Source organism: Pseudomonas fluorescens, from assembly GCF_902497625.1.
GTDB lineage: Bacteria > Pseudomonadota > Gammaproteobacteria > Pseudomonadales > Pseudomonadaceae > Aquipseudomonas > Aquipseudomonas fluorescens_BQ.
This window is the reverse complement of sequence record NZ_CABVGX010000038.1, coordinates 26,978-47,890: the sequence shown is the minus strand read 5'-3', so window position 1 is coordinate 47,890 and position 20,913 is coordinate 26,978. Positions and strand designations below refer to the sequence as shown.

The window sequence follows — 20,913 nt, the reverse complement described above, 5'->3', positions numbered from 1 at the left end:
GGTCACTATGTCAACCCTGCGCAACTTTTTCATCATGGCCCTGCTGGGCCTGAGCCTCTCTGTCGGCCCCCTGCAAGCGGCCGAACCGCCCACCAGCGAATCCGTGCAAGCGAGCCTCGACAAGATAGGCGATCGCAAGCTGCCGGAAGCCGATCAGAAAGCCCTGCAGAGCATTCTGCAAGGCACGCTGACCCAGCTCGCCAATAAGCGTGATTATGAGCAGAAACTGGTCGCGCTTAAACAGCAACTTGCCACTGCGCCGAAACAGAATATCGAAAACCAGCGCGAACTGACTCGCCTCAAGGCCACCAGCGAGTTGCCCGTGGCGCAGCGTTACGCCAAGGAGTCTATTCAGCAACTGGAGCAGATGCTGACCGAACGCTCGACTCAGCAAAGCGATGTGCAAAAGGCGCTGGCCGACGCGAACAGCCTGGTCATCACTGCGCAGACCCGCCCCGAGCGTGCTCAAGCGGAAATCTCCGCCAGCCAGACGCGGATTCAGCAGATCAATAACTTGCTCAAGGCCGGCAAAGAGAACGGCAAGACCCTGAGCGGCGAACAACGTGACCAACTCAACGCCGAGCTCGCGGCCCTCAATGCGTTGATACCCCTGCGTCGCCAGGAGCTGGCCGGCAACAGTCAGCTGCAGGATCTCGGCAACAGCCAGCATGACTTGCTTACGGAGAAATCCGATCGCCTGGACAAGGAAATCCAGGAACTGCAGACCCTGATCAACCAGAAGCGTCTGGCGCAATCTCAGGAAACAGTGACCCAACAGTCCATCGAAGCGCAAAAGTCCGGAGGCAGCGCATTGCTCGCGACGGAAAGCGCGGCGAACCTCAAGCTGTCCGATTATTTGCTGAAAAGCACTGACCGCCTCAACGAAGTCACCCAGCAAAACCTGCAGACCAAGCAACAACTGGACAACGTGACCCAGAGCGATTCAGCGCTGGATGAGCAAATCAACGTGCTCAAAGGCAGCCTGCTGCTCTCCAAGATTCTCTATAAGCAGAAGCAGGCCCTGCCGAAACTCACGGTTGATCGTGACCTGGCGGACCAGATCGCCGACATTCGCCTGTACCAATTCGAAGTGAGCCAGCAACGTGAACTGCTGAGCAACCCGGCGACCTACGTCGACAATCTGCTGGCCTCGCAGCCACCTGAGCAAGTCACGCCACAGTTGCGTAAAAGCCTGCTGGAGCTGGCGACAACCCGGGCCGACCTGCTGGAGCGGCTGAACCGTGAACTGAGCGCCGTGCTCAACGAATCGATTACGCTGCAACTCAACCAGAAGCAATTGCTGAGCACTGCGCAAAGCCTGCGCTCGACGCTGGATGAGCAAATGTTCTGGATTCCAAGCAACAAACCGCTTGATCCGGAATGGATGCGCGGCGTACCGGAACGACTGGAGCGCCAGGTCACCACACTGCCGTGGGCATCCAGCTTCAGCGAACTGACTGACGGTCTGACTCAACAGCCGCTACTGTTCCTGCCGCTGGCACTGCTGATCGGTGCATTGCTGTGGCGTCGCAAAAGCCTGTACGCGCGCCTGAGCAAAATCCATCAGGACATCGGTCACTTCAAGCGCGACAGCCAGTGGCACACGCCGCAGGCGATTCTGATCAATATTCTGCTGGCGATGCCGGTCTCGCTCGGCCTTGCTCTGTGCGGTCTTGCCCTGCAAATCGATGCTCGCGGGCAGAACGCCAACATGGGCGCGGCGCTGCTGCAGATGGCCCAGGCGTGGCTGGTGTTTTACACCGCCTATCGCATCCTGGCGCCGGGCGGCGTTGCCGAATTGCATTTCCGCTGGGAAAAACCTCAGGTCGAGTTCCTGCAGGGCTGGGTGCGCCGACTGGGGTTGGTGGTGATGGCATTGGTAGCCGTGGTCGCCGTTGCCGAGCTGCAACCGGCAGCCCTGGCCGACGATGTGCTGGGCATGCCTGTCGTATTGATCTGCTACGCCTTGATGGCCTGGTTGCTCAGCCGCCTCTTGATCAGCAGCCCGACGCATCAGAACGCATCGCTGTTCCGCAAAGCCCTCGGGGTCATGTTCACCGCGCTGCCGATCGCCTTGTTCGTCGCCGTCTGCTTCGGCTACTACTACACCGCGCTCAAACTGAGCGATAGATTGATCAACACCCTTTACCTGCTGATGTTCTGGCTGGTCATCGAAGCCGCGTTCGTGCGCTTCCTCAGCGTCGCGGCACGGCGCCTGGCCTATCAACGGGCACTGGCGAAACGTCAGGCGGCGAAAGAGGCTGGCGACGGCGATGTGGTGATTGAAGAGCCGACACTGGACATCGAAAAGGTCAACGAACAGTCCCTGCGCCTGATTCGCCTGGCCTTGCTGGGCGGCTTCATTGCCGGTCTGTACTGGGTCTGGTCCGATCTGATTTCAGTGTTCTCTTATCTCGATAACATCACCCTTTACGAATACACCAGCGGCACCGGCGCCAACATGAGCATGGTGCCGATCAGCATCGGCGACATGCTGGGGGCGGTGATCATCATCGGTATCACATTCGCTTTTGCCCGCAACCTGCCAGGCCTGCTGGAAGTCCTGGTACTGTCGAAGATGAATCTGGCCCAGGGCAGCGCCTACGCGACGACAACCTTGCTGTCCTATGTCATCGCCGGCGTCGGCTTCGTCTCGACCCTGTCGACCCTCGGTGTCAGCTGGGACAAGTTGCAGTGGCTGGTGGCAGCGCTTTCGGTCGGCCTGGGCTTCGGCATGCAGGAGATTTTCGCCAACTTCATCTCCGGCATCATGATCCTGTTCGAGCGTCCGGTGCGCATCGGCGACACAATCACCATCGGCAACCTGTCGGGCACGGTGAGCAAGATCCGCATCCGCGCCACGACCATCACCGACTTCGACCGCAAGGACATCATTGTCCCGAACAAGACGTTCATTACCGGGCAACTGATCAACTGGTCGCTGACCGACACCGTCACCCGGGTGACGCTCAAGCTCGGCGTGGATTACGGTTCGGACCTGGACCTGGTGAAAGAACTGCTGCTGAAAGCTGCCCGGGAAAACCCGCGGGTATTGAAGGAGCCGGAGCCGCTGGTGTATTTCCTCAACTTCGGCGAAAGCACCCTCGATCACGAACTGCGCATGCACGTGCGTGATCTCGGCGACCGCAACCCGGTGCTCGATGAGGTCAACCGCTTCATCAATCGCGAGTTCAAGAAGCAGCACATCAACATCTCGTTTCGACAGATGGAGGTTTATCTGAAGAACATGCAAGGCCAGGAATACAAAATGGTGCCCATTGAATCGGAGAAGAAAACCATCGCACCGGTGACTGACGCCGAGCCGCTGCAAGCGCCGCCAGCCACCAAGCTCGACTAACTGGCATATCCCCAGCAGAATGCTCAGACATTCTGCTGGAGATGGCCCTTGAAAGCCCTCGACGAACTGACCTTCGATAACCGCTTCGCCCGCCTCGGCGATGCGTTTTCCGCGCATGTGCTGCCCGAGCCGATCGATAACCCGCGTCTGGTCGTGGCCAGCCCCGCGGCCATGACGCTGCTCGATCTCGACCCGGCCGTGGCTCAAAGCACAGAATTTGCCGAGCTGTTCGGCGGCCACAAGTTGTGGGCAGACGCCGAGCCGAGAGCGATGGTCTATTCCGGCCATCAGTTCGGTTCTTACAATCCGCAACTGGGCGATGGTCGCGGCCTGTTGCTGGGCGAGGTCTATAACGAAGCCGGCGAGCATTGGGACCTGCACCTCAAAGGCGCAGGCCAGACGCCATTTTCGCGGATGGGCGATGGACGTGCCGTGTTGCGTTCGTCGATCCGTGAGTTTCTTGCCTCTGAAGCGCTGCACGCACTGAACATCCCGACCACTCGAGCACTCTGCGTGATCGGCTCCGACACGCCGGTGTGGCGGGAAAAACAGGAGCGTGCGGCAATGGTCCTGCGGGTGGCGCCGAGCCATGTGCGCTTCGGCCATTTCGAATACTTGTACTACACCAAACGCCCCGAACAGCAGAAAGAACTCGGTGACCACGTGCTGGCCGCGCATTTTCCGGAATGCCTCGAACAGCCCGAACCCTACCTGGCCATGTTCCGCGAAATCGTCGAGCGCAATGCCGAACTGATCGCCAAATGGCAGGCCTATGGGTTTTGCCACGGCGTGATGAACACCGACAATATGTCGATCCTTGGCATTACGTTCGATTTCGGCCCGTTCGCCTTCCTTGATGATTTCGATGCGCAGTTCATCTGCAACCATTCCGATGATCAGGGTCGCTATTCCTTTAGCAATCAGGTGCCAATCGGCCAGTGGAACCTTAGTGCTCTTGCTCAGGCGCTGACGCCGTTCATCAGTGTCGAAGCCCTGCGCGAAACCCTTGGCCTGTACCTGCCGTTGTTCCAGGCCCATTACCTGGACCTGATGCGCCGCCGCCTGGGACTGACCACCGCCGAGGACGATGATCAGACGTTGCTGGAAAGTTTGTTGCAACTGATGCAGAACAGCGGCGTCGATTACAGCCTGTTTTTCCGCCGCCTCGGCGATGAATCACCGAAACAGGCCATCGCTCGCCTGCGCGATGATTTTGTAGACATCAAAGGGTTTGATGCCTGGGGCGAGCAGTATGTCGCCCGGGTTTCCCGTGATGGCGAGCTTGATCAGCCGCAGCGCCGCCAGCGGATGCACGCGGTCAATCCGTTGTACATTCTGCGCAACTATCTGGCGCAGAAAGCGATTGATGCGGCAGAGAGCGGCGACTATTCCGAAGTCCGTCGCCTGCATGCCGTGCTGAGCAATCCGTTTGAGGAGCAGCCGGGGATGGAGAGCTACGCCGAGCGGCCGCCAGAGTGGGGCAAGCATCTGGAGATCAGTTGTTCTTCGTGATGCTCGTCAGATAAAGGTTTCCACAGAAACTTCATCTACTTCTCCCATGGACCGAATTCATGACCGACCCACTGCACATCCCCTGCCCCCACTGCAACGGCCTCAATCGCATCCCCGCCGACCGCCTCGGTGACCACCCGAAATGTGGACGCTGCAAGGCCGAAGTCCTCCTGAACAGACCCTTTGAGCTCAAGCAAAGCGACTACGCCAGCCAGATCAAGGGCGATCTCCCACTGCTGGTCGACGTATGGGCGGAGTGGTGTGGGCCGTGCAAATCTTTTGCGCCGGTGTTCGAGCAGGCTGCCGCGCAGTTGGCGGGTAAATGTCGGCTGGCGAAACTGGACAGTGAGGCGAATCAGCAGCTGTCGGCGCAACTGGGCATTCGCTCGATTCCGAGCCTGATTTTGTTCAGGAACGGTCGGGAGGTGGCGCGCCAGAGTGGAGCATTACCGTCGCCGCAATTGATGAGCTGGTTGCGCAGCCAGGGGATTTAGGCAGATCCACTAGCCAATGTGGGCGCGGGCCTGCTCGCGAAGGCTGCGAGTCAGGCCACAACAATGCTGACTGTCCCGGCCTCTTCGCGAGCAGGCTAGCTCCCACAAGGGTTTCGGGTTACGAGGAGGAATCAGGCGTTTTCCAGCAGGTTATGCAACTCCACAAACTGCTGAGTCAGCTTGTGCCGCGGGTCCAGATGGATCAGCGGCGTATTCGCCTGGTGTGATTCGCGCATGCGCACCGAGCTGCCCAGATAAACCGGCAACACCGGCAAGCCCTCGGCAATCAGCTCGTCAAGGATTTGCTGAGGCAGGCTGGCGCGGGCCTGGAATTGGTTGACCACAATCCCTTCCACTTCCAGCCCCTCGTTATGGTCTTCCTTCAACTCCTCGATTTCGGCCAGCAAGCCATACAACGCCTGGCGCGAGAAACTGTCGCAATCGAAGGGGATCAGTACGCGATCAGCGGCAATCAGCGCCGACACCGCATAAAAATTCAACGCTGGTGGGGTATCGAGGTAGATCCGGTCGTAATCCTCGTCCAGCTCTTCCAGCAACTTGCGCAGCTTGTTGATCTTGTGTTTCGCCTCAAGCTTGGGCTGCAAATCGGCGAGTTCGGCGGTCGCGGTGATGACGTGCAGGTTATCGAACGGGGTTTCGTAGATATCGACTTTGTTTTTCTTTGAGAAGGGACCGGAAGACAGGGTTTGCTTGAAGAAATCAGCAATGCCCATGGGGATGTCGTTGCCGGTCAGCCCTGTCAGATATTGAGTGGAATTAGCCTGGGCATCGAGATCCACCAATAAGGTGCGAAAGCCCTCGCTGGCGCTGACCGCCGCCAGATTGCAGGCAATACTGGATTTACCCACGCCACCTTTCTGATTGAACACCACACGCCGCATGTCAAAACCTCCGTGTATCAAAGAATGCCCGAGTGTAGTAGTCCGAAGCGCTGCTTAGCTACCTCGTCGGTATTCGGACTACAGAGTTATCGACAATCTCACTTCACTCAGCTGAAAACTCAACGCGCACTTGGGGACCGGAGCTGACAGATTTCCCCATGAAGATATGGATAATGGCCAAACGACAGCTCAGCACCGACCAACCGGCCTGTTTTGTTGAGCAAAATGTAACCAACATTTGCTACACGCCCGCTGCACCGGGATAATGCGCGCCACTCGGCGCTTGGCGTCACGTCAGCAGAATCGCGGCTTTGCGACTCACTGCGTCAGGAAAAGCCCGCAGGGGCGGGATGAATGCCTTGATCAACTTCAACATCGCCCAATGGCGCGCTTGGGCCCCTGGGCTCGAAAGCGTGGACGATTGGCAGACCTGGAGCCGACAGCCGGTCGTGCTTCAGGGCAGAGATGCCGCCCCTGACGTTGCGTTTCTACCTGCCATGCAGCGACGGCGGCTCAGTCGCTTGGCGCGAATGGCGTTCAGTGTTGGCTGGCCTCTGGCCGATGGTCGCCACGATCTGCCGTTGGTCTATATTTCCCGTCACGGCGAAACCCCGCGCACCTTCGAAATTCTCAGCGATCTCGCCGCCGATGAGCCGCTATCACCCACTCAGTTCAGTCTGTCAGTGCACAATGCCGTTATCGGTTTGTGGTCGATCATGCGTGGCGAGACCAGCGAAATGACGGCACTCGCCGCGGCCGGTGACGGGCTTGAACACGGCATGCTAGAGGCCGCCGCTCTGCTCAACGAAGGCGCTCCCGCGGTCCTGTTGATAGTGGCCGAGGAGCAGCCGCCTGAAGCCTATTCGGCCTGGATCGATGACGTACCGTTCCCTTATGCGGTGGCGTTCTTGCTCACCTCCGGAAACGACTGGCAGTTGTCCCTCAGCAGTACATCTGCCGACGTGCCCACCGCTAACTGGCCCCATGCCCTGAATCTCTTGCGTACTCTGCTCGGCCAGCAGACCACCTGCCAACATGCCTGGAAAAAGCGCGTATGGACCTGGCAACGCAACCCGTAAACGGAAAAAACCGCGACGCCTATTACTGGCGCTTGCTGGCCACTGCCGCTAGTTTCGCCCTGTTCGGGTTGGGCGGGCTGTGCCTGCGCCTGGTGATTTTCCCGTTGCTGGGTTGCTTTCCCGGGGATGCCCAGACCCACCGGCTACGTGCAAGACGGACGGTCAGCCGCTGCTTCTGGTTTTTTGTTCAATTCATGGCCCGCACCGGCGTACTGACTTACGACTTTCACGGCGCGGAAAAACTGGGCAGGCCCGGACAGATGATCATCGCCAATCATCCGTCTCTTATCGACGTGGTCTTCCTAATCGGTCTGGTACGCCATGCCAACTGTGTGGTCAAGCAAAGCCTCTGGGAAAACCCCTTTACCCGTGGCCCGCTGCGCTGCACCGAATACATCAGCAACGACGGCAGTATGGATATGCTCGACGCCGCGGCTGACGCGCTGAAAAGTGGCCAGACGCTGATCATTTTTCCCGAGGGCACTCGTACCCAGCCAGGCGAGCCGCCGGCCTTTCATCGGGGCGGCGCTGCGATTGCGGTGCGCGGTGCGAAAATCCTCACCCCGGTGATCATCAAGGTCAGCCCCACCACATTGACCAAGGCCGAACCGTGGTATCGGATCCCGAAACGCCGCGTGCACTTCAGTTTTCGTGTCGGGGCCGATATAGACCCACAGGCCTTCGCCGCGCTGGCCCCTGCGCCGCAAGCCTCGCGCAAGCTCAATGATTACCTGCATTCCTACTTTACTAAGGAGCTCGCCGAAGATGAGCGATCTACACACTCTTAGCCTCAAGCACGAAATCAAAGAACTGATCATCGAAGCTCTGGGACTTGAAGACATCAGCGCCAGCGACATTGGCGATGACCAGACCTTGTTCGGCGATGGCTTGGGGCTGGACTCCGTCGACGCTCTGGAACTCGGCCTGGCGATTCAAAAAAAATACGGCATCAAAATTGATGCCGACGCCAAAGACACTCGCAATCACTTCAGCAACGTGGCGAGCCTTGCGGCATTTGTCACTGCAAAACAGGCAGCTTGAGACCGGACCATGCAAACTCGTGACGACATTTTCAATACCTTGCGCGATGCCCTGGTCGAACTCTTCGAGCTGGAGCCGGAACGTGTGAGTCTTGATTCCGACCTGTATCAGGACCTGGAAATCGACAGTATCGACGCGGTCGACCTGATCGATCACATCAAGCGTCAGACCGGCAAGAAAATTGCTGCCGAAGAATTCAAATCCGTACGCACGGTCAGCGACGTGGTCGAGGCGGTTTACCGTCTGGTTCAACCGGCCGCATGAGCCGAATGATCGGCCTCGGCCTGCTGCTGGCGGGCCTGCTGTACCCCTTCGCGGTGTATTTCGGCATGGAACATTTCGCGCCGTGGCAGTTCGGCCTGCTGCTGGGCAGCCTGTGGCTGGCGCGTGCGATGTTCGGAGGGCGGCGCCCGGGCAGCTTGTGGATGGCAATCTGCGCCATCGTGTTTTGCGTGCTGCTGGCAGTGTTCGACAGCCCGCTGTTGCTGCGCTGGTATCCGGTACTGATCAGTGCATTCATGCTCGGCCTGTTCGGTTTGAGCCTTAAATATGGCCCGCCAATGATCGAGCGTCTCGCGCGCCTGCGCGAACCTCGCTTGCCACATAAAGCGATTATTTATACCCGCCAGGTAACGCTCGTCTGGTGTGTATTTTTTCTTTTTAACGGCCTGCTCGCCGCCGCCCTTACCCTTTGGGCGCCGCTGAGTTGGTGGATGTTGTATACCGGCCTGATTTCCTACGGATTGATGGGCCTGCTGTTTGCCATTGAATGGCTGATACGACAACGGGTACGAGGCCACCCATGAACTGGATAAAACTTGAGCAACTGCTGCTCAAGGCTCAACCGGAGCGGGCCGTGACGGCCGACCCGGAGTTGAATCACGCCCAGCTGTGCGCCAGGGCCTTGAGCCTGGCCGCCGGTCTGCAGGCCCAAGGTGTGCAACGTATTGCCGTGCACCTCGAAGACGCCGCCGACCTGGCGATTGCCTTGCTGGGTGCCTGGCGCGCAGGCGTCAGCGTGCTGCTGCCTGCCGACTTGCAGGCTCACACGCGTCAGCGCTGGTCGGATGAAGTGGAAGTGTGGCTGACCGATCAGGCTGATGACGCGCATGTGAGGGATTTCCTGCATCCGCCATTGCCGGCCGCCGCACTCGATCTGGATCGCTGCGCCCTGAGCCTGTGCACTTCCGGCTCCAGCGGCGAACCCAAGCGCATCGACAAAACCCTGCGCCAACTGGCCAACGAGGTCGAAGCGCTGCAGCTGCTGTGGGGCGCCGGTCTCGGCAACGCCTGCATCATCGGCAGTGTTGCGACCCAGCACATCTACGGTCTGCTGTTTCGGGTGCTGTGGCCGCTATGCGCCGGGCGGGCGTTCGTGCGCAAGCAACTGGCGTTCCCGGAAGATCTGCAGCGCGCCAGCCGCGAATATCCGGCATTCGCCTGGGTCGCCAGCCCGGCGCTACTCAAGCGCATGGGCGACAACCTCGACTGGCCGGCGTTGAGCGCAGTCAGCCGAGTATTTTCCTCCGGCGGTGCGTTACCGGCCGAGGCGGCACACCGTCTTCAGCAGCGTTTGCAGCAGTGGCCGACGGAAATCCTCGGCAGTTCTGAAACCGGCGGCATTGCCTGGCGCGAGGGCGACGACCTGTGGCAACCCTTCGCAGGCGTTGAATTGAGCCAGGACAATGACGGCGCGTTGCTGATCGCCTCACCCTATTTACCGTCCGGCCACGTCGAGCACACAGCGGATGCCGCGCGCATAGAAGCGGACGGCCGCTTCCAGTTGCTGGGCAGGCTCGACCGAATCGTCAAACTGGAAGAAAAACGCATCTCACTGCCGATGCTGGAACAGGCGCTGGCGGACCATGAATGGGTCGCCGAGGCGCGTCTGGGCGTGGTGCAGGAGAACCGAGCCTCGCTCGGCGCGTTGCTGGTGCTGAGCGAGTCGGGCCTGCATGCACTGCGCAATCAGGGCCGACGCACCCTCACCGGGCAACTGCGCCAACATTTGCGCCAGCATTGTGAAGCTCTCGCCTTGCCGCGACGCTGGCGCCTGCTGCGGCAATTACCGCTCAACGCCCAAGGCAAACTGCCTCAGGCGGAGGTCGACGCTTTGCTGCTGGCGCCACGCCCGCGAACGCCGGAAGTGCTGCAGCAGGTTGAAGCCGAGGGCGAATGGAATTTGCAGATCGCCGTGCCGCCAGACCTGGCGTACTTCAGCGGTCACTTCCCGCAGGCGCCGGTATTGCCCGGTGTGGTCCAGGTAGACTGGGCGCTGAGTCTGGCTCAGCGACTGATGGTGCTACCTGAGCGGTTCGCCGGCATGGAAGTTTTGAAATTCCAGCAACTGGTGCGCCCCGGCGATGAAATCCAGTTGCACCTGCGCTTCGACACCGGTCGCAGCAAACTGTATTTCTCCTACCGCAACGAAACGGCCACCTGTTCCAGCGGACGAATTTTGCTGGAGAACGCCCGTGGTTAGGTCCAGCACCCCTGTAGCAGCTGCCGAAGGCTGCGTCCGAGCGCGAAGCGGTCGTCGTTCGCCGCTCGTCGTACTTCGAAATAATCGGTGCGTTGTTGAAGCGAGCGCTGCTCACTCCGCCGCAGGCTTCGCCAGCTGCTACATGGGCGGGGTGAAACTTTATGCATAAGCCCTGCGCCATCGTTCCGGTGTACAACCACGAAAGGGCTATCACCAGCGTTGTAGAGGCGCTGATCGCCTGCAGCCTGCCGTGCATTCTGGTAGACGACGCCAGTGATCAGGCCTGCGAGCAGGTGCTGGATCAGTTGGCCGGGCGCGAGAGCGTTTACCTGATCCGGCTTGCCGCCAATCAGGGCAAGGGCGGCGCCGTGATGACCGGCCTGCGCGAAGCTTCGCGCCTGGGCTTCACTCATGCCTTGCAGGTCGACGCCGACGGTCAGCACGATTTGCAGGATGTTGCCCTCTTCATCGAACAGTCCCTCACGCACCCGGAGTCTGTCATCTGCGGCTATCCGCAATACGATGCCAGCGTGCCTAAAGGCCGTTTGTACGCACGATACCTGACCCACGTAATGGTCTGGATCAATACCTTGTCGCTGCAGATCCGCGATTCCATGTGTGGCTTCCGCGTTTACCCTCTGCCACCCACGCTCGCACTGATCGACAGCGCGAAAATCGGCAAACGCATGGATTTCGATTCCGACATTCTGGTCCGTCTGGCGTGGCGCAATCAGCCAATGCGGTGGCTGCCAACCAAAGTTCACTACCCGCTGGACGGCGTATCGCATTTCCGCATGTTCCACGACAACGTGCTGATTTCCAGCATGCACACGCGCCTGTTCTTCGCCATGTTGCTGCGGGCACCGTTGATCCTCTGGCGGCGGTGGCGAGCATGAGTGGAGATACCGATAAAAAGCACTGGGCAGACCGCCAGGAGCGCGGCAGTTTCTGGCTGATGAAATTCACTGCGACCGCTGCCAGGCTACTTGGGCGCAGGTTGCTGAGCCCGCTGCTGTACGGCATCGTCCTTTACTTTTTCCTGTTTGGCCGCAGTGCCCGCCACAGCGCCTGGCAATACCAGCATCGGCTGGCCGACTGGAGCGGTCGCATGGAAGTGCGCCCGACCCACTGGCGCGTGTTCGGCCAGTTCATGGCGTTCGCCGATTCCATGCTCGACAAACTCGACGTATGGAACGGCAAACTGAGCATCAAGCAGATCGAAATCATCGATCCGGCGCTGCTGCGCAACCAGCTGCGCGGCAGTCGCGGACAATTGCTCGTAGGTGCACATTTGGGCAACCTCGAAGTCTGCCGCGCCCTGGCCGAGATTGGCGAACAAGTCACGATGAACGTGCTGGTGCACACCAAGCATGCCGAGCAGTTCAACCGCCTGCTGGGCGAGGCCGGCGCAACCAATCTGCGCCTGATCCAGGTCAGCGAACTCGACCCGGTGATCATGTTGCAACTGCATGAACGCCTGGAACGTGGCGAGTGGCTGGCGATTGCCGGCGACCGTGTGCCGCTGCATGGCGGGCGCAGCGTGACGGTGGACTTTCTCGGTCATCCGGCCGCATTCCCACAAGGTCCATGGTTGCTGGCAGGACTGCTGAAGTGCCCGGTCAATCTGCTGCTCTGCCTGAAAAAACCGACCGGCGAGTATCGCCTGACCCTGGAGCCATTCGCCGACGCTGTGGTGTGGAAGCGTAGCGACCGCGAGCAGGTCATTCATCAGTGGACCTCCCGCTATGCCGAACGCTTGGGCCACTATTGCCTCGAAGCGCCTCAACAATGGTTTAACTTTTACCCTTTCTGGAAGACCGATGACGACGCCAACGCTTGAGCCGGTAACCTTCGGCGAACTCCCTTTGCGCATCGAAGACGTGCTGGCGGCAGCAAATCGTCAGGCGCCAACGCACTTGCAAGACGACGCCGCGTATCGCGAACGCATCGCCAAGGGCGCACGCTTTCTCGACTCCCTTCTGGACAAGGAAGGCGTGATCTATGGCGTGACCACCGGCTATGGCGATTCCTGCGTGGTCGCTGTTCCGCTGCACCACGTCGAAGCATTGCCGCGGCATCTCTACACGTTCCACGGCTGTGGCCTGGGCAGATTGCTTGATGCTCAGGCGACTCGCGCGGTGCTTGCTGCGCGTTTGCAGTCGTTGTGCCACGGTGTGTCAGGGGTGCGAGTCGAGCTGCTGGAACGGCTTCAGGGATTTCTGCACCACGACATCCTGCCGCTGATCCCGGAAGAAGGTTCGGTGGGCGCCAGCGGGGATCTGACGCCACTGTCGTACGTCGCCGCCACCCTGTCCGGTGAACGCGAAGTGATGTTCCGTGGCGAGCGCCGGCAAGCGGCCGACGTCCATCGCGAACTGGGCTGGTCGCCGCTGGTGCTGCGCCCCAAAGAAGCGCTGGCGTTGATGAACGGCACTGCAGTGATGACCGGTCTGGCCTGCCTCGCCTTCGCCCGCGCCGATTACCTGCTGCAACTGGCCACACGCATCACCGCGCTGAACGTGGTCGCGCTGCAAGGCAATCCCGAGCATTTCGACGAGCGCCTGTTTGCCGCCAAACCTCATCCGGGCCAGATGCAAGTCGCCGCGTGGTTGCGCAAGGATCTGGCCATCGACGCGCCGACCGCGCCGTTGCATCGCCTGCAGGACCGTTATTCCCTGCGTTGTGCGCCGCACGTGCTCGGCGTGCTGGCTGACAGCCTGAGCTGGCTGCGTTCGTTCATCGAGATCGAACTCAACAGCGCCAACGACAACCCGATCATCGACGCCGAGGCCGAACGCGTGCTGCACGGCGGGCACTTCTATGGCGGCCACATCGCCTTTGCCATGGACAGCCTGAAGAACCTTGTGGCCAACGTCGCTGACTTGCTCGATCGGCAACTCGCCTTGCTGGTGGACGAGCGTTACAACCACGGCTTGCCGAGCAACCTGTCTGGCGCCAGCGCTGAACGTGCGATGCTCAATCACGGCTTCAAGGCGGTGCAGATCGGCACCAGCGCCTGGACCGCCGAAGCCCTGAAAAACACCATGCCGGCCAGCGTGTTCTCGCGCTCCACCGAATGTCACAACCAGGACAAAGTAAGCATGGGCACCATCGCCGCCCGTGATGCGATCCGGGTGCTGGAACTGACCGAACAGGTCGCCGCCGCCACCCTGCTCGCCGCCAATCAGGGCGTGTGGCTGCGCAGCAAGGCCGAGGATGCGCGCCCATTGCCGCCAGCGCTCGCCGCCATGCACGAAGCACTGGCCAGGGACTTCCCGCCGGTCATTGAAGACCGCGCACTGGAAGGCGAATTGCGCCTGTGCCTGCAACGTATCGCCGAACAACACTGGAGGCTGCATGCGTAGCAAAGGAGTGCTTCACGTCGATACGGAAATCCTCGTGCCGTTTTTCGACGTCGACACCATGCACGTCGTGTGGCACGGCCACTACGTCAAATATCTGGAAGTTGCCCGCTGCGCGCTGCTGGACCGGATCGGCCACAACTACACCGCGATGGTCGAGTCGGGTTACGCCTGGCCGGTCATCGACCTGCAACTGCGCTATGTGCGCGGCGCCGTATTCGGCCAGAAGCTGAACGTGCGCGCAAATCTCGTGGAGTGGGAGAACCGTCTGAAGATCAACTACCTGATCAGCGACCTGCAAACCGGCGAGCGCTTGACCCGTGCCTGCACCGTGCAGGTGGCGGTCGAAATGAGCAGCCGGGAAATGCAATTGGCCTCGCCGAAGGTCTTCACCGATGCTGTTGAAAGGATTCTGCGATGAACCTGCTAAAAATCGTCTGTAGCAGCTGGCGCAGCCTGCGTCGGCCAACCCACGCTCGGGCGCAGCAGTCGCCTTGCGCTTCATCCGATAAACCGCGGATGCAGGTTTTACGACGGCTTCGCCGCCGGACGCAGCCTCGCGGGCTCGGCAGCTGCTACATGTTCGTCATGGCGATAGGGTTTTCGTCACTGGCACAGGCGTTCGACCTGCAACAGCTCAGCGACCAGCTGGCGAAACCCGAGGTGATCCACGGTAACTTCACTCAGGAAAAATACCTGCGCGCGCTGCCCAACCCACTGACCAGCAAGGGCACGTTTGTGCTGTCGAAACAGCATGGCCTGCTGTGGCTGCTGAAAACGCCTTTGCAGCAGGATTACCGCATCAACGCCAAAGGCATCGCCCGCCGTGACGCCAATGGCTGGCAGATGTTGCCGGGCAAAAGTGCCGGGGCTGAGCAGAACCGCTTGTTCCTGTCCGTGCTGCAAGGCGACAGCAGCGGTTTGCAGCGCGATTTCGAGCTGTCGTTGAATGGCAGCGCACAGGACTGGAAGCTCACGCTGATCCCGCGGTCGCTGCTGCTCAAGCAGGTGTTCAATCAGATCAACATCGCCGGCGGCGACCTTGTGCACAGCATCGAACTGCTCGAAACCCAAGGCGACAGCACAATGCTGCGCATGCAGGACAGCACCAGCGCGCAACCGCTGAGCGATACGGAGAAGCATGATTTTGCCGAGTGAACGGATGCTCCCACGGCTGTTTTTGATCCTGCTGCTGGCGGTGCTTGCGCTCGCCGGTTGGCAATGGCGTGACGGCGCTCCGTTGTCGGCCAACCTGATGGACCTGGCGCCCGGTACTGCGCCGGATCCGCTGGAACTGCGTGCCGAGCAACGCATGCAGGAACCGCTGAACCGCGAAATGCTGGCGCTGGTCGGGCATGCCGATCGCCAGCAGGCGGTCGCCATGGCGCAGCAACTCGGCGAGCAGTGGCAGGCCAGTGGCGTGTTCGAAAAGGTCCAGTGGAACCTGCAAGCGGACTTGCCGGCGCTGCGTACGCAACTGCTGCAAGGGCGGCTGGCGATGCTGGCGGCAGAGGATCGCCGACAGCTCATCGAGCATCCCGACACGTTCATTCAGCAACGGGTGCAATCGTTGTTCGACCCGTTCAGCGGCTTCAGTCTGGTGCCCGGCCAGGACGACTGGCTAGGCCTGACCGGGCGCATTCAGAACAGCCAGCCGCAACACGGTTCGGTGCAGCTGGACATCGGCAGCGGCGCCTTGATCGCCGACGCTGAAGGCAAAAGCTGGGTGCTGCTGCGCGCAACGACCACTGGCGACGCGTTCGACATGAACCTGCCGCTGCGCGTGGCCGATCTGCTCGAAAAAGCCCGCGCGGACGCTGCGAAGTCAAACGTGCAAGTGCTGGCTGCCAGCGGTTTGCTCTACGCAGCCGCCGGTCAGCGACAGGCCTCCCGCGAGATGACCTGGGTCGGCGGCGGCGCCACGGTCGGTATTCTGTTGCTGCTGTTGCTGGCGTTCCGACGCTGGCGGGTATTGCTGGCATTTGTGCCGGTGCTGGTCGGCATGTTGTTCGGCGCCGTCGCTTGCGTGGCGCTGTTTGGCCACATGCACGTGATGACCCTGGTGCTGGGTTCGAGCCTGATCGGTGTCGCCGTCGATTACCCGCTGCACTACCTGTCCAAGAGCTGGAGCCTGAAACCCTGGCACAGCTGGCCGGCGTTGCGCCTGACGTTGCCCGGCCTGACGCTGAGCCTGATCACCAGTTGCATCGGTTACCTGGCGCTGGCCTGGACGCCTTTCCCGGCGCTGACGCAAATTGCCGTGTTCTCAGCCGCCGGGCTAATCGGCGCTTACCTGTCAGCGGTGTGCTTGCTGCCGGCGTTGCTCAAGGGCGCGGACCTGCGTCCGGCGCAGTGGCCGCTGCAGATATCGGAATGTCTGCTGGGCATTCGCGAGGCCCTGCTCAAGCGCATCAGCACGCCCGCTTTGTTGGCGCTGCTGATCGCTTTCTGCGTCGCGGGCGTGCTGCAACTCGAGAGCAAAAACGACATTCGCCAATGGGTTGGCGCACCGCAGCAATTGACTGACGATGCGCAAACCATCGCACGCATCACCGGCTATCAACCCACCAGCCAGTTTTTCCTGGTGCGAGCGGCTGATGAGCAGCAGTTGCTCGAACGCTTGAGTGCCTTGAGCGAGCGGCTGGATCAGTTGGTCAACCTGGAAAAGCTGCAGGGCTACCTGTCACTGGATCAATTGGTCAGTCAGCCAAGCGAACAGCTCGCAGTGCGCGAAGCACTGAAAAAGCTGCCGCAGTTCTGGCAACCGCTGCTCGACCTCGGAGTGCCGGCCGCTGCACTGCAAACCGAATTGGCGACGTTGCAAGCGCTACCTGCTGAAGACATCAACGGCGCATTGATCGGCCCCTTGGCAGAACCCTATCGCGCATTGTGGCTGGGCGCGAATGAGGACGGCGTGGCGGCGATGGTCAGTCTGCAGGGCCTCAATAATCCGGCGCTGCTGCGGGTGCAGGCGCTGGATCTGCCGGGCGTGGAGCTGGTGGATCGCCTGGGTGAATTGAACGCAGTGTTCGCCCAAACGCAGATCAGCGCCGCCGAACTCAAACTGGCTTCGTGCGTGTTGATCGTACTGGTGCTGATCCTGCCATTCGGCTGGGGCGGCGCCCTGCGAATCGTTACCCTGCCACTGCTGGCGGCCCTGTGCAGTCTCGCCAGCCTCGGCTGGCTGGGACAGCCGCTGACGTTGTTCAGCCTGTTCGGCCTGCTGCTGGTGACGGCGATCAGCGTCGATTACGCAATTCTCATGCGCGAGCAGGTCGGCGGCGCCGCTGTGAGCCTGCTGGGCACCTTGCTCGCGGCACTGACCACGTGGCTGTCGTTCGGTCTGCTGGCGGTGTCGAGCACGCCGGCGGTAAGCAGCTTCGGTCTGTCGGTGAGCCTCGGGCTGGCCTTCAGCTTCATGCTGGCGCCGTGGGCTGGCCGTCAGGTGCATGCCGCCACTGTCGTGGAGCCAGCCGCATGATGGTCATCCTGTTCTGGGCGATGGCATTGGCGCTGTTCGCCGTCGCCACTCGCGTCGGTCGACATTTCGGCCTGATTCCGATCGTCAGCCAGTTGCTGCTGGCGACACTCGGATTACCGCTGCTGATGTACTTCTGGATCGAACCCCAATGGCAACTAAGCGGCGCGGCACTGGTCGCGCCGATCTGGCTGAACAGCCTCTACAGCCTGAGTTTCGCTTTGCTGCTGGGTTACATTCTCAGCGACGTGATCGATCTGCGCCTGGATCGCCAGAGCCTGAAAATTGCCTTGCCGAGTTTCTGCGTGCCCTTCGCTTGCGGTCTGGCGACGGCGATCTGGCTGCTGCCGCCGCAACCCTGGCTCAGTTCGCTGGCGGTCGGTTTACTGTTCGCCATTACGGCGATTCCGGTGCTGTACCTGTACTTGCTGCATATCGGCTATCCGGCCGCCGCCACCCGGCGTCTGGTGCAGACTGCAATCGTCATCGACCTGACGTGCTGGACGCTGTTCGCCATCGCCCAGGGAAGCCTGCACCTGAGCAGTCTGCTGTTGCCATTGGCCTGCGCGTGCGTGCCTTTGCTGCTGCGCGTGATCGGCATGCGTCAGCCTCGGCTGTATAGCGGGGTTTTCTTCACGCTGCTGGTGGTGGCCGAGCATTACAAACTCAATGCGCTGATCGTCGGCATCGGTTACCTGCTGTGCATGGCAGCGCTGAAAATACCGCTGGTGCTACCGATCCCGGCGGTCTGGATGAACCGTTTGCAGAGCTGGGTGGCAATCCCACTGATCCTCACGTTCGGCGTCGTCCAGATCAACGTTCACAGCGCCATGGTCAGCCTGAGCGTGGTGCAATTGGCAGCCTTGTTGCTGCTGCCGATTGCCAGCAAATTGCTCGGCAACTGGCTGGGCCTCGGCTGGGCCGGCGCCTCATTTGCGGGTGCCAGTCGCTGGCGCGAAAGTGTGCTGCTGAATATTCGCGGCTTGAGCGAGATCGTTTTCCTCAACCTGCTGCTGCAACAGCAACTCATCAGCGCGCCGCTGTATTTTGCGCTGATGCTGATGGGCCTGATCGCCACACTGCTACCGGCATTGGCCGGCATGCACCGTATTCCTTTGAAAACTGCCTTACCGGCAAGGAGCCCCCATGCCAACCGTTGAAATGGAACGTCGTCAGGTAGTCGTCATTGGTGCCGGGCCTTCCGGCGCTATTGCCGCGGCGCTGCTCAAACGCAAGGGGCACGATGTGCTGGTGATCGAGCGCCAGCATTTCCCGCGATTTTCCATTGGCGAAAGTCTGCTCTCGCACTGCCTGGATTTCGTCGAGGAAGCGGGCATGCTCGAAGCGGTCAACGCCGCCGGTTTCCAGCTGAAAACCGGCGCTGCGTTTGCCTGGGGCGAGCAGTACAGCGCGTTCGATTTCGGCGACACGTTCAGCAACGGCAAGCCGACCACATTCCAGGTCCTGCGTGCCGACTTCGACAAACTCCTGGCCGATCAGGCGGCGCTGCAAGGTGTGGAAATCCGCTACGGCGAAGCGATCGTCAACGTCGACATCCAACAGGCAAAACCACGGCTCGGCGTGCGGCGTGAGGATGGCAGCGAGTACAGCATCGAAGCGAATTTCATGCTGGACGCCAGCGGTTACGGCCGGGTCCTGCCGCGTTTGCTCGACCTTGAAGCACCGTCGAACTTTCCGGTGCGCCAGGCAGTTTTTACCCACGTCGAAGATCACATCGACCACCCGGCATTTGACCGCACGAAAATCCTCGTTACCACCCACCCAACCAAACGCGACGTGTGGTTCTGGACCATCCCGTTCAGCGACGGCCGTTGCTCGGTGGGCGTGGTCGCAGCAGCGCAACACTTCGAAGGTCGTAGCGATAACCTGGACGACTGCCTGCGGGGTTTCATTGCCGAAACGCCGAGCTTGTCCGGCGTACTGGAGAATGCGGTGTGGGATACCTCGGCGCGCACCATCGGCGGCTACTCGGCCAACGTCAAGACCCTGCACGGTCGGGGATTTGCGCTGCTCGGCAACGCGGCGGAATTTCTCGACCCGGTGTTCTCCTCCGGGGTGACCATCGCCATGCGTTCGGCGAGCATGGCCGCCGGCGTGTTGCACCGTCAGTTGCAAGGCGAAAGCGTCGACTGGCAGACCGAGTTCGCCGACCCACTGAAGCGCGGTGTCGACACGTTCCGCTGCTACGTGGAAGGCTGGTACGCCGGGACGTTTCAGGACGTGATTTATCACGCGGGTGGCTCAGCTGAAATTCGCCGCATGATCAGCTCGATTCTGGCCGGGTATGCCTGGGATGAACGCAATCCGTTTGTCAGCGAAGCCAAGCGACGGCTGCGCATGCTCTCGGAAATATGCGCGAGTGACGCTTCGTGAATTACCTCAGCGAACACTACGTCGAAGAAACCCGGTTCGGTTTCTGGTTCCTGCGCAGCTACACGTGGCAGCACCATGTACTGCGCGTGGCAATCAATGATTTGCGCAGCCTGTTCAGCGAACCTTTGCCTTCGCATCCAGTGTTGCTGGATGCCGGTTGCGGTCAAGGCAAGTCGTTCCAGTACCTGCACCAGACTTTCGCGCCGCAGCGCCTGATCGGCGTCGATGCCGACCCGCACAGCCTGGCGCTGAGCAGCGAAGAAGCCGTCCGCCAAGGCATGGACGTCGAACTGATCGGCAGTGACTGCGCGACGCTTGCCGTGCCAGACGCGAGCGTGGATTTGCTGTTCTGCCATCAGACGTTCCATCATCTGGTGGAGCAGGACAAAGCGCTCGCCGAGTTCTACCGTGTGCTCAAGCCGGGCGGTTATCTGCTGTTCGCCGAGTCCACCGAGGCCTACATCGATACGTGGGTCATCCGCTGGTTGTTCCGTCATCCGATGCATGTGCAAAAGAGCGCCGCCGGCTACCTTGAAATGCTTCGCCGCGAGGGTTTCGAGTTCGAGGCGCAGAATGTGTCGTATCCGTACTTGTGGTGGAGCCGCGCCAAGGACTTCGGGCTGCTTGAACGTTTGCGTCTGCGCCGGCCAAAGCCGTTCGGCGAACGGGAAGAAACCCTGGTTAATGTGGTCGCGCGCAAGCCGCTGGAAGGTGCAGTTTGATTTTCGGTGTAATTCAATCCTGTGGGAGCGGGCTTGCTCGCGAAAGCGCAGTGTCAGTCGACAACTTTATTGAATGTAAGACTGCTTTC

The 20,913-nt window shown here is 60.6% G+C and carries 19 protein-coding genes; 18 read left to right on the top strand and 1 reads right to left on the bottom strand.

Features of this window, described 5'->3' with window-relative positions; all coding sequences use genetic code 11:
• Positions 1–7: 7 nt before the first annotated feature.
• Genes mscK through trxC form a run of 3 tightly spaced genes read left to right on the top strand, consistent with a single transcriptional unit; the run spans position 8 to position 5,364 of the window.
• Positions 8–3,358: a mechanosensitive channel MscK gene (gene mscK / locus F8N12_RS20755; RefSeq protein WP_150582061.1), complete on the top strand. Its 3,351-nt coding sequence runs from the start codon at positions 8–10 to the stop codon at positions 3,356–3,358.
• Positions 3,359–3,406: 48 nt separating this feature from the next.
• Positions 3,407–4,870 (top strand): protein adenylyltransferase SelO, encoded by a 1,464-nt coding sequence (selO, locus tag F8N12_RS20750; protein ID WP_150582060.1) that lies wholly within the window; start codon positions 3,407–3,409, stop codon positions 4,868–4,870.
• Positions 4,871–4,929: 59 nt separating this feature from the next.
• Complete coding sequence (gene trxC / locus F8N12_RS20745; protein WP_150582059.1) at positions 4,930–5,364, top strand: thioredoxin TrxC; 435 nt, start codon at positions 4,930–4,932, stop codon at positions 5,362–5,364.
• Between the two features lie 131 nt (positions 5,365–5,495).
• Here the strand turns inward: trxC and F8N12_RS20740 are convergent, their stop codons facing one another.
• Positions 5,496–6,266 carry a ParA family protein gene (locus F8N12_RS20740; RefSeq protein ID WP_150582058.1) on the bottom strand — a complete coding sequence of 257 codons (771 nt, stop codon included), beginning with the start codon at positions 6,264–6,266 and terminating at the stop codon, positions 5,496–5,498.
• A gap of 350 nt (positions 6,267–6,616) precedes the next feature.
• On the opposite strand from F8N12_RS20740, the gene F8N12_RS20735 reads away from it, so the two are divergent.
• From F8N12_RS20735 to F8N12_RS20665, 15 genes are all read left to right on the top strand, one after another.
• A complete protein-coding gene (locus F8N12_RS20735) occupies positions 6,617–7,345 on the top strand; it encodes a beta-ketoacyl synthase chain length factor (RefSeq protein ID WP_150582057.1) in 729 nt (242 codons plus the stop codon).
• Positions 7,321–8,133: a lysophospholipid acyltransferase family protein gene (locus F8N12_RS20730; RefSeq protein WP_150582056.1), complete on the top strand. Its 813-nt coding sequence runs from the start codon at positions 7,321–7,323 to the stop codon at positions 8,131–8,133. Before F8N12_RS20735 ends, F8N12_RS20730 begins: the two co-directional genes overlap by 25 nt.
• The gene (locus tag F8N12_RS20725) at positions 8,111–8,386 is read left to right on the top strand and encodes a phosphopantetheine-binding protein (RefSeq protein ID WP_150582055.1); all 276 of its coding nucleotides are present in this window, start codon (positions 8,111–8,113) and stop codon (positions 8,384–8,386) included. Before F8N12_RS20730 ends, F8N12_RS20725 begins: the two co-directional genes overlap by 23 nt.
• 9 nt (positions 8,387–8,395) lie before the next feature.
• The gene (locus tag F8N12_RS20720; protein WP_150582054.1) at positions 8,396–8,650 is read left to right on the top strand and encodes an acyl carrier protein; all 255 of its coding nucleotides are present in this window, start codon (positions 8,396–8,398) and stop codon (positions 8,648–8,650) included.
• Positions 8,647–9,192: a hypothetical protein gene (locus F8N12_RS20715; RefSeq protein WP_150582053.1), complete on the top strand. Its 546-nt coding sequence runs from the start codon at positions 8,647–8,649 to the stop codon at positions 9,190–9,192. Before F8N12_RS20720 ends, F8N12_RS20715 begins: the two co-directional genes overlap by 4 nt.
• Positions 9,189–10,868, top strand: coding sequence for an acyl-CoA synthetase family protein (locus tag F8N12_RS20710; RefSeq protein WP_150582052.1), 1,680 nt, complete (start codon positions 9,189–9,191; stop codon positions 10,866–10,868). Before F8N12_RS20715 ends, F8N12_RS20710 begins: the two co-directional genes overlap by 4 nt.
• A gap of 161 nt (positions 10,869–11,029) precedes the next feature.
• Positions 11,030–11,764 (top strand): glycosyltransferase family 2 protein, encoded by a 735-nt coding sequence (locus tag F8N12_RS20705; RefSeq protein WP_150582051.1) that lies wholly within the window; start codon positions 11,030–11,032, stop codon positions 11,762–11,764.
• On the top strand, positions 11,761–12,708 hold the full coding sequence (locus F8N12_RS20700; protein WP_150582050.1) for a glycosyl transferase: 948 nt from the start codon (positions 11,761–11,763) through the stop codon (positions 12,706–12,708). The genes F8N12_RS20705 and F8N12_RS20700 overlap by 4 nt, the downstream gene beginning before the upstream one ends.
• Positions 12,689–14,233, top strand: a complete 1,545-nt coding sequence (locus F8N12_RS20695) for an HAL/PAL/TAL family ammonia-lyase (RefSeq protein ID WP_150582049.1) — start codon at positions 12,689–12,691, stop codon at positions 14,231–14,233. Before F8N12_RS20700 ends, F8N12_RS20695 begins: the two co-directional genes overlap by 20 nt.
• The gene (locus F8N12_RS20690) at positions 14,226–14,651 is read left to right on the top strand and encodes an acyl-CoA thioesterase (protein ID WP_150582048.1); all 426 of its coding nucleotides are present in this window, start codon (positions 14,226–14,228) and stop codon (positions 14,649–14,651) included. The genes F8N12_RS20695 and F8N12_RS20690 overlap by 8 nt, the downstream gene beginning before the upstream one ends.
• Positions 14,652–14,809: 158 nt before the next feature.
• A complete protein-coding gene (locus tag F8N12_RS20685; protein ID WP_150582070.1) occupies positions 14,810–15,388 on the top strand; it encodes an outer membrane lipoprotein carrier protein LolA in 579 nt (192 codons plus the stop codon).
• Positions 15,372–17,711 carry an MMPL family transporter gene (locus F8N12_RS20680; protein ID WP_150582047.1) on the top strand — a complete coding sequence of 780 codons (2,340 nt, stop codon included), beginning with the start codon at positions 15,372–15,374 and terminating at the stop codon, positions 17,709–17,711. The genes F8N12_RS20685 and F8N12_RS20680 overlap by 17 nt, the downstream gene beginning before the upstream one ends.
• A complete protein-coding gene (locus F8N12_RS20675; protein WP_150582046.1) occupies positions 17,708–18,868 on the top strand; it encodes a sodium:proton antiporter in 1,161 nt (386 codons plus the stop codon). The genes F8N12_RS20680 and F8N12_RS20675 overlap by 4 nt, the downstream gene beginning before the upstream one ends.
• A complete protein-coding gene (locus F8N12_RS20670; RefSeq protein WP_150582045.1) occupies positions 18,855–20,102 on the top strand; it encodes an NAD(P)/FAD-dependent oxidoreductase in 1,248 nt (415 codons plus the stop codon). The genes F8N12_RS20675 and F8N12_RS20670 overlap by 14 nt, the downstream gene beginning before the upstream one ends.
• Complete coding sequence (locus F8N12_RS20665; protein ID WP_150582044.1) at positions 20,099–20,824, top strand: class I SAM-dependent methyltransferase; 726 nt, start codon at positions 20,099–20,101, stop codon at positions 20,822–20,824. The genes F8N12_RS20670 and F8N12_RS20665 overlap by 4 nt, the downstream gene beginning before the upstream one ends.
• Positions 20,825–20,913: the final 89 nt, after the last annotated feature.

Excerpts from the sequence above, each read along its gene's own strand:
- mscK (WP_150582061.1), top strand. The coding sequence starts at position 8 with ATGTCAACCCTGCGCAACTTTTTCATCATGGCCCTGCTGGGCCTGAGC.
- trxC (WP_150582059.1), top strand. The coding sequence starts at position 4,930 with ATGACCGACCCACTGCACATCCCCTGCCCCCACTGCAACGGCCTCAAT.
- F8N12_RS20740 (WP_150582058.1), bottom strand. The coding sequence starts at position 6,266 with ATGCGGCGTGTGGTGTTCAATCAGAAAGGTGGCGTGGGTAAATCCAGT.
- F8N12_RS20735 (WP_150582057.1), top strand. The coding sequence starts at position 6,617 with ATGAATGCCTTGATCAACTTCAACATCGCCCAATGGCGCGCTTGGGCC.
- F8N12_RS20730 (WP_150582056.1), top strand. The coding sequence starts at position 7,321 with ATGGACCTGGCAACGCAACCCGTAAACGGAAAAAACCGCGACGCCTAT.
- F8N12_RS20725 (WP_150582055.1), top strand. The coding sequence starts at position 8,111 with ATGAGCGATCTACACACTCTTAGCCTCAAGCACGAAATCAAAGAACTG.
- F8N12_RS20720 (WP_150582054.1), top strand. The coding sequence starts at position 8,396 with ATGCAAACTCGTGACGACATTTTCAATACCTTGCGCGATGCCCTGGTC.
- F8N12_RS20715 (WP_150582053.1), top strand. The coding sequence starts at position 8,647 with ATGAGCCGAATGATCGGCCTCGGCCTGCTGCTGGCGGGCCTGCTGTAC.
- F8N12_RS20710 (WP_150582052.1), top strand. The coding sequence starts at position 9,189 with ATGAACTGGATAAAACTTGAGCAACTGCTGCTCAAGGCTCAACCGGAG.
- F8N12_RS20705 (WP_150582051.1), top strand. The coding sequence starts at position 11,030 with ATGCATAAGCCCTGCGCCATCGTTCCGGTGTACAACCACGAAAGGGCT.
- F8N12_RS20700 (WP_150582050.1), top strand. The coding sequence starts at position 11,761 with ATGAGTGGAGATACCGATAAAAAGCACTGGGCAGACCGCCAGGAGCGC.
- F8N12_RS20695 (WP_150582049.1), top strand. The coding sequence starts at position 12,689 with ATGACGACGCCAACGCTTGAGCCGGTAACCTTCGGCGAACTCCCTTTG.
- F8N12_RS20690 (WP_150582048.1), top strand. The coding sequence starts at position 14,226 with ATGCGTAGCAAAGGAGTGCTTCACGTCGATACGGAAATCCTCGTGCCG.
- F8N12_RS20685 (WP_150582070.1), top strand. The coding sequence starts at position 14,810 with ATGTTCGTCATGGCGATAGGGTTTTCGTCACTGGCACAGGCGTTCGAC.
- F8N12_RS20680 (WP_150582047.1), top strand. The coding sequence starts at position 15,372 with ATGATTTTGCCGAGTGAACGGATGCTCCCACGGCTGTTTTTGATCCTG.
- F8N12_RS20675 (WP_150582046.1), top strand. The coding sequence starts at position 17,708 with ATGATGGTCATCCTGTTCTGGGCGATGGCATTGGCGCTGTTCGCCGTC.
- F8N12_RS20670 (WP_150582045.1), top strand. The coding sequence starts at position 18,855 with ATGCCAACCGTTGAAATGGAACGTCGTCAGGTAGTCGTCATTGGTGCC.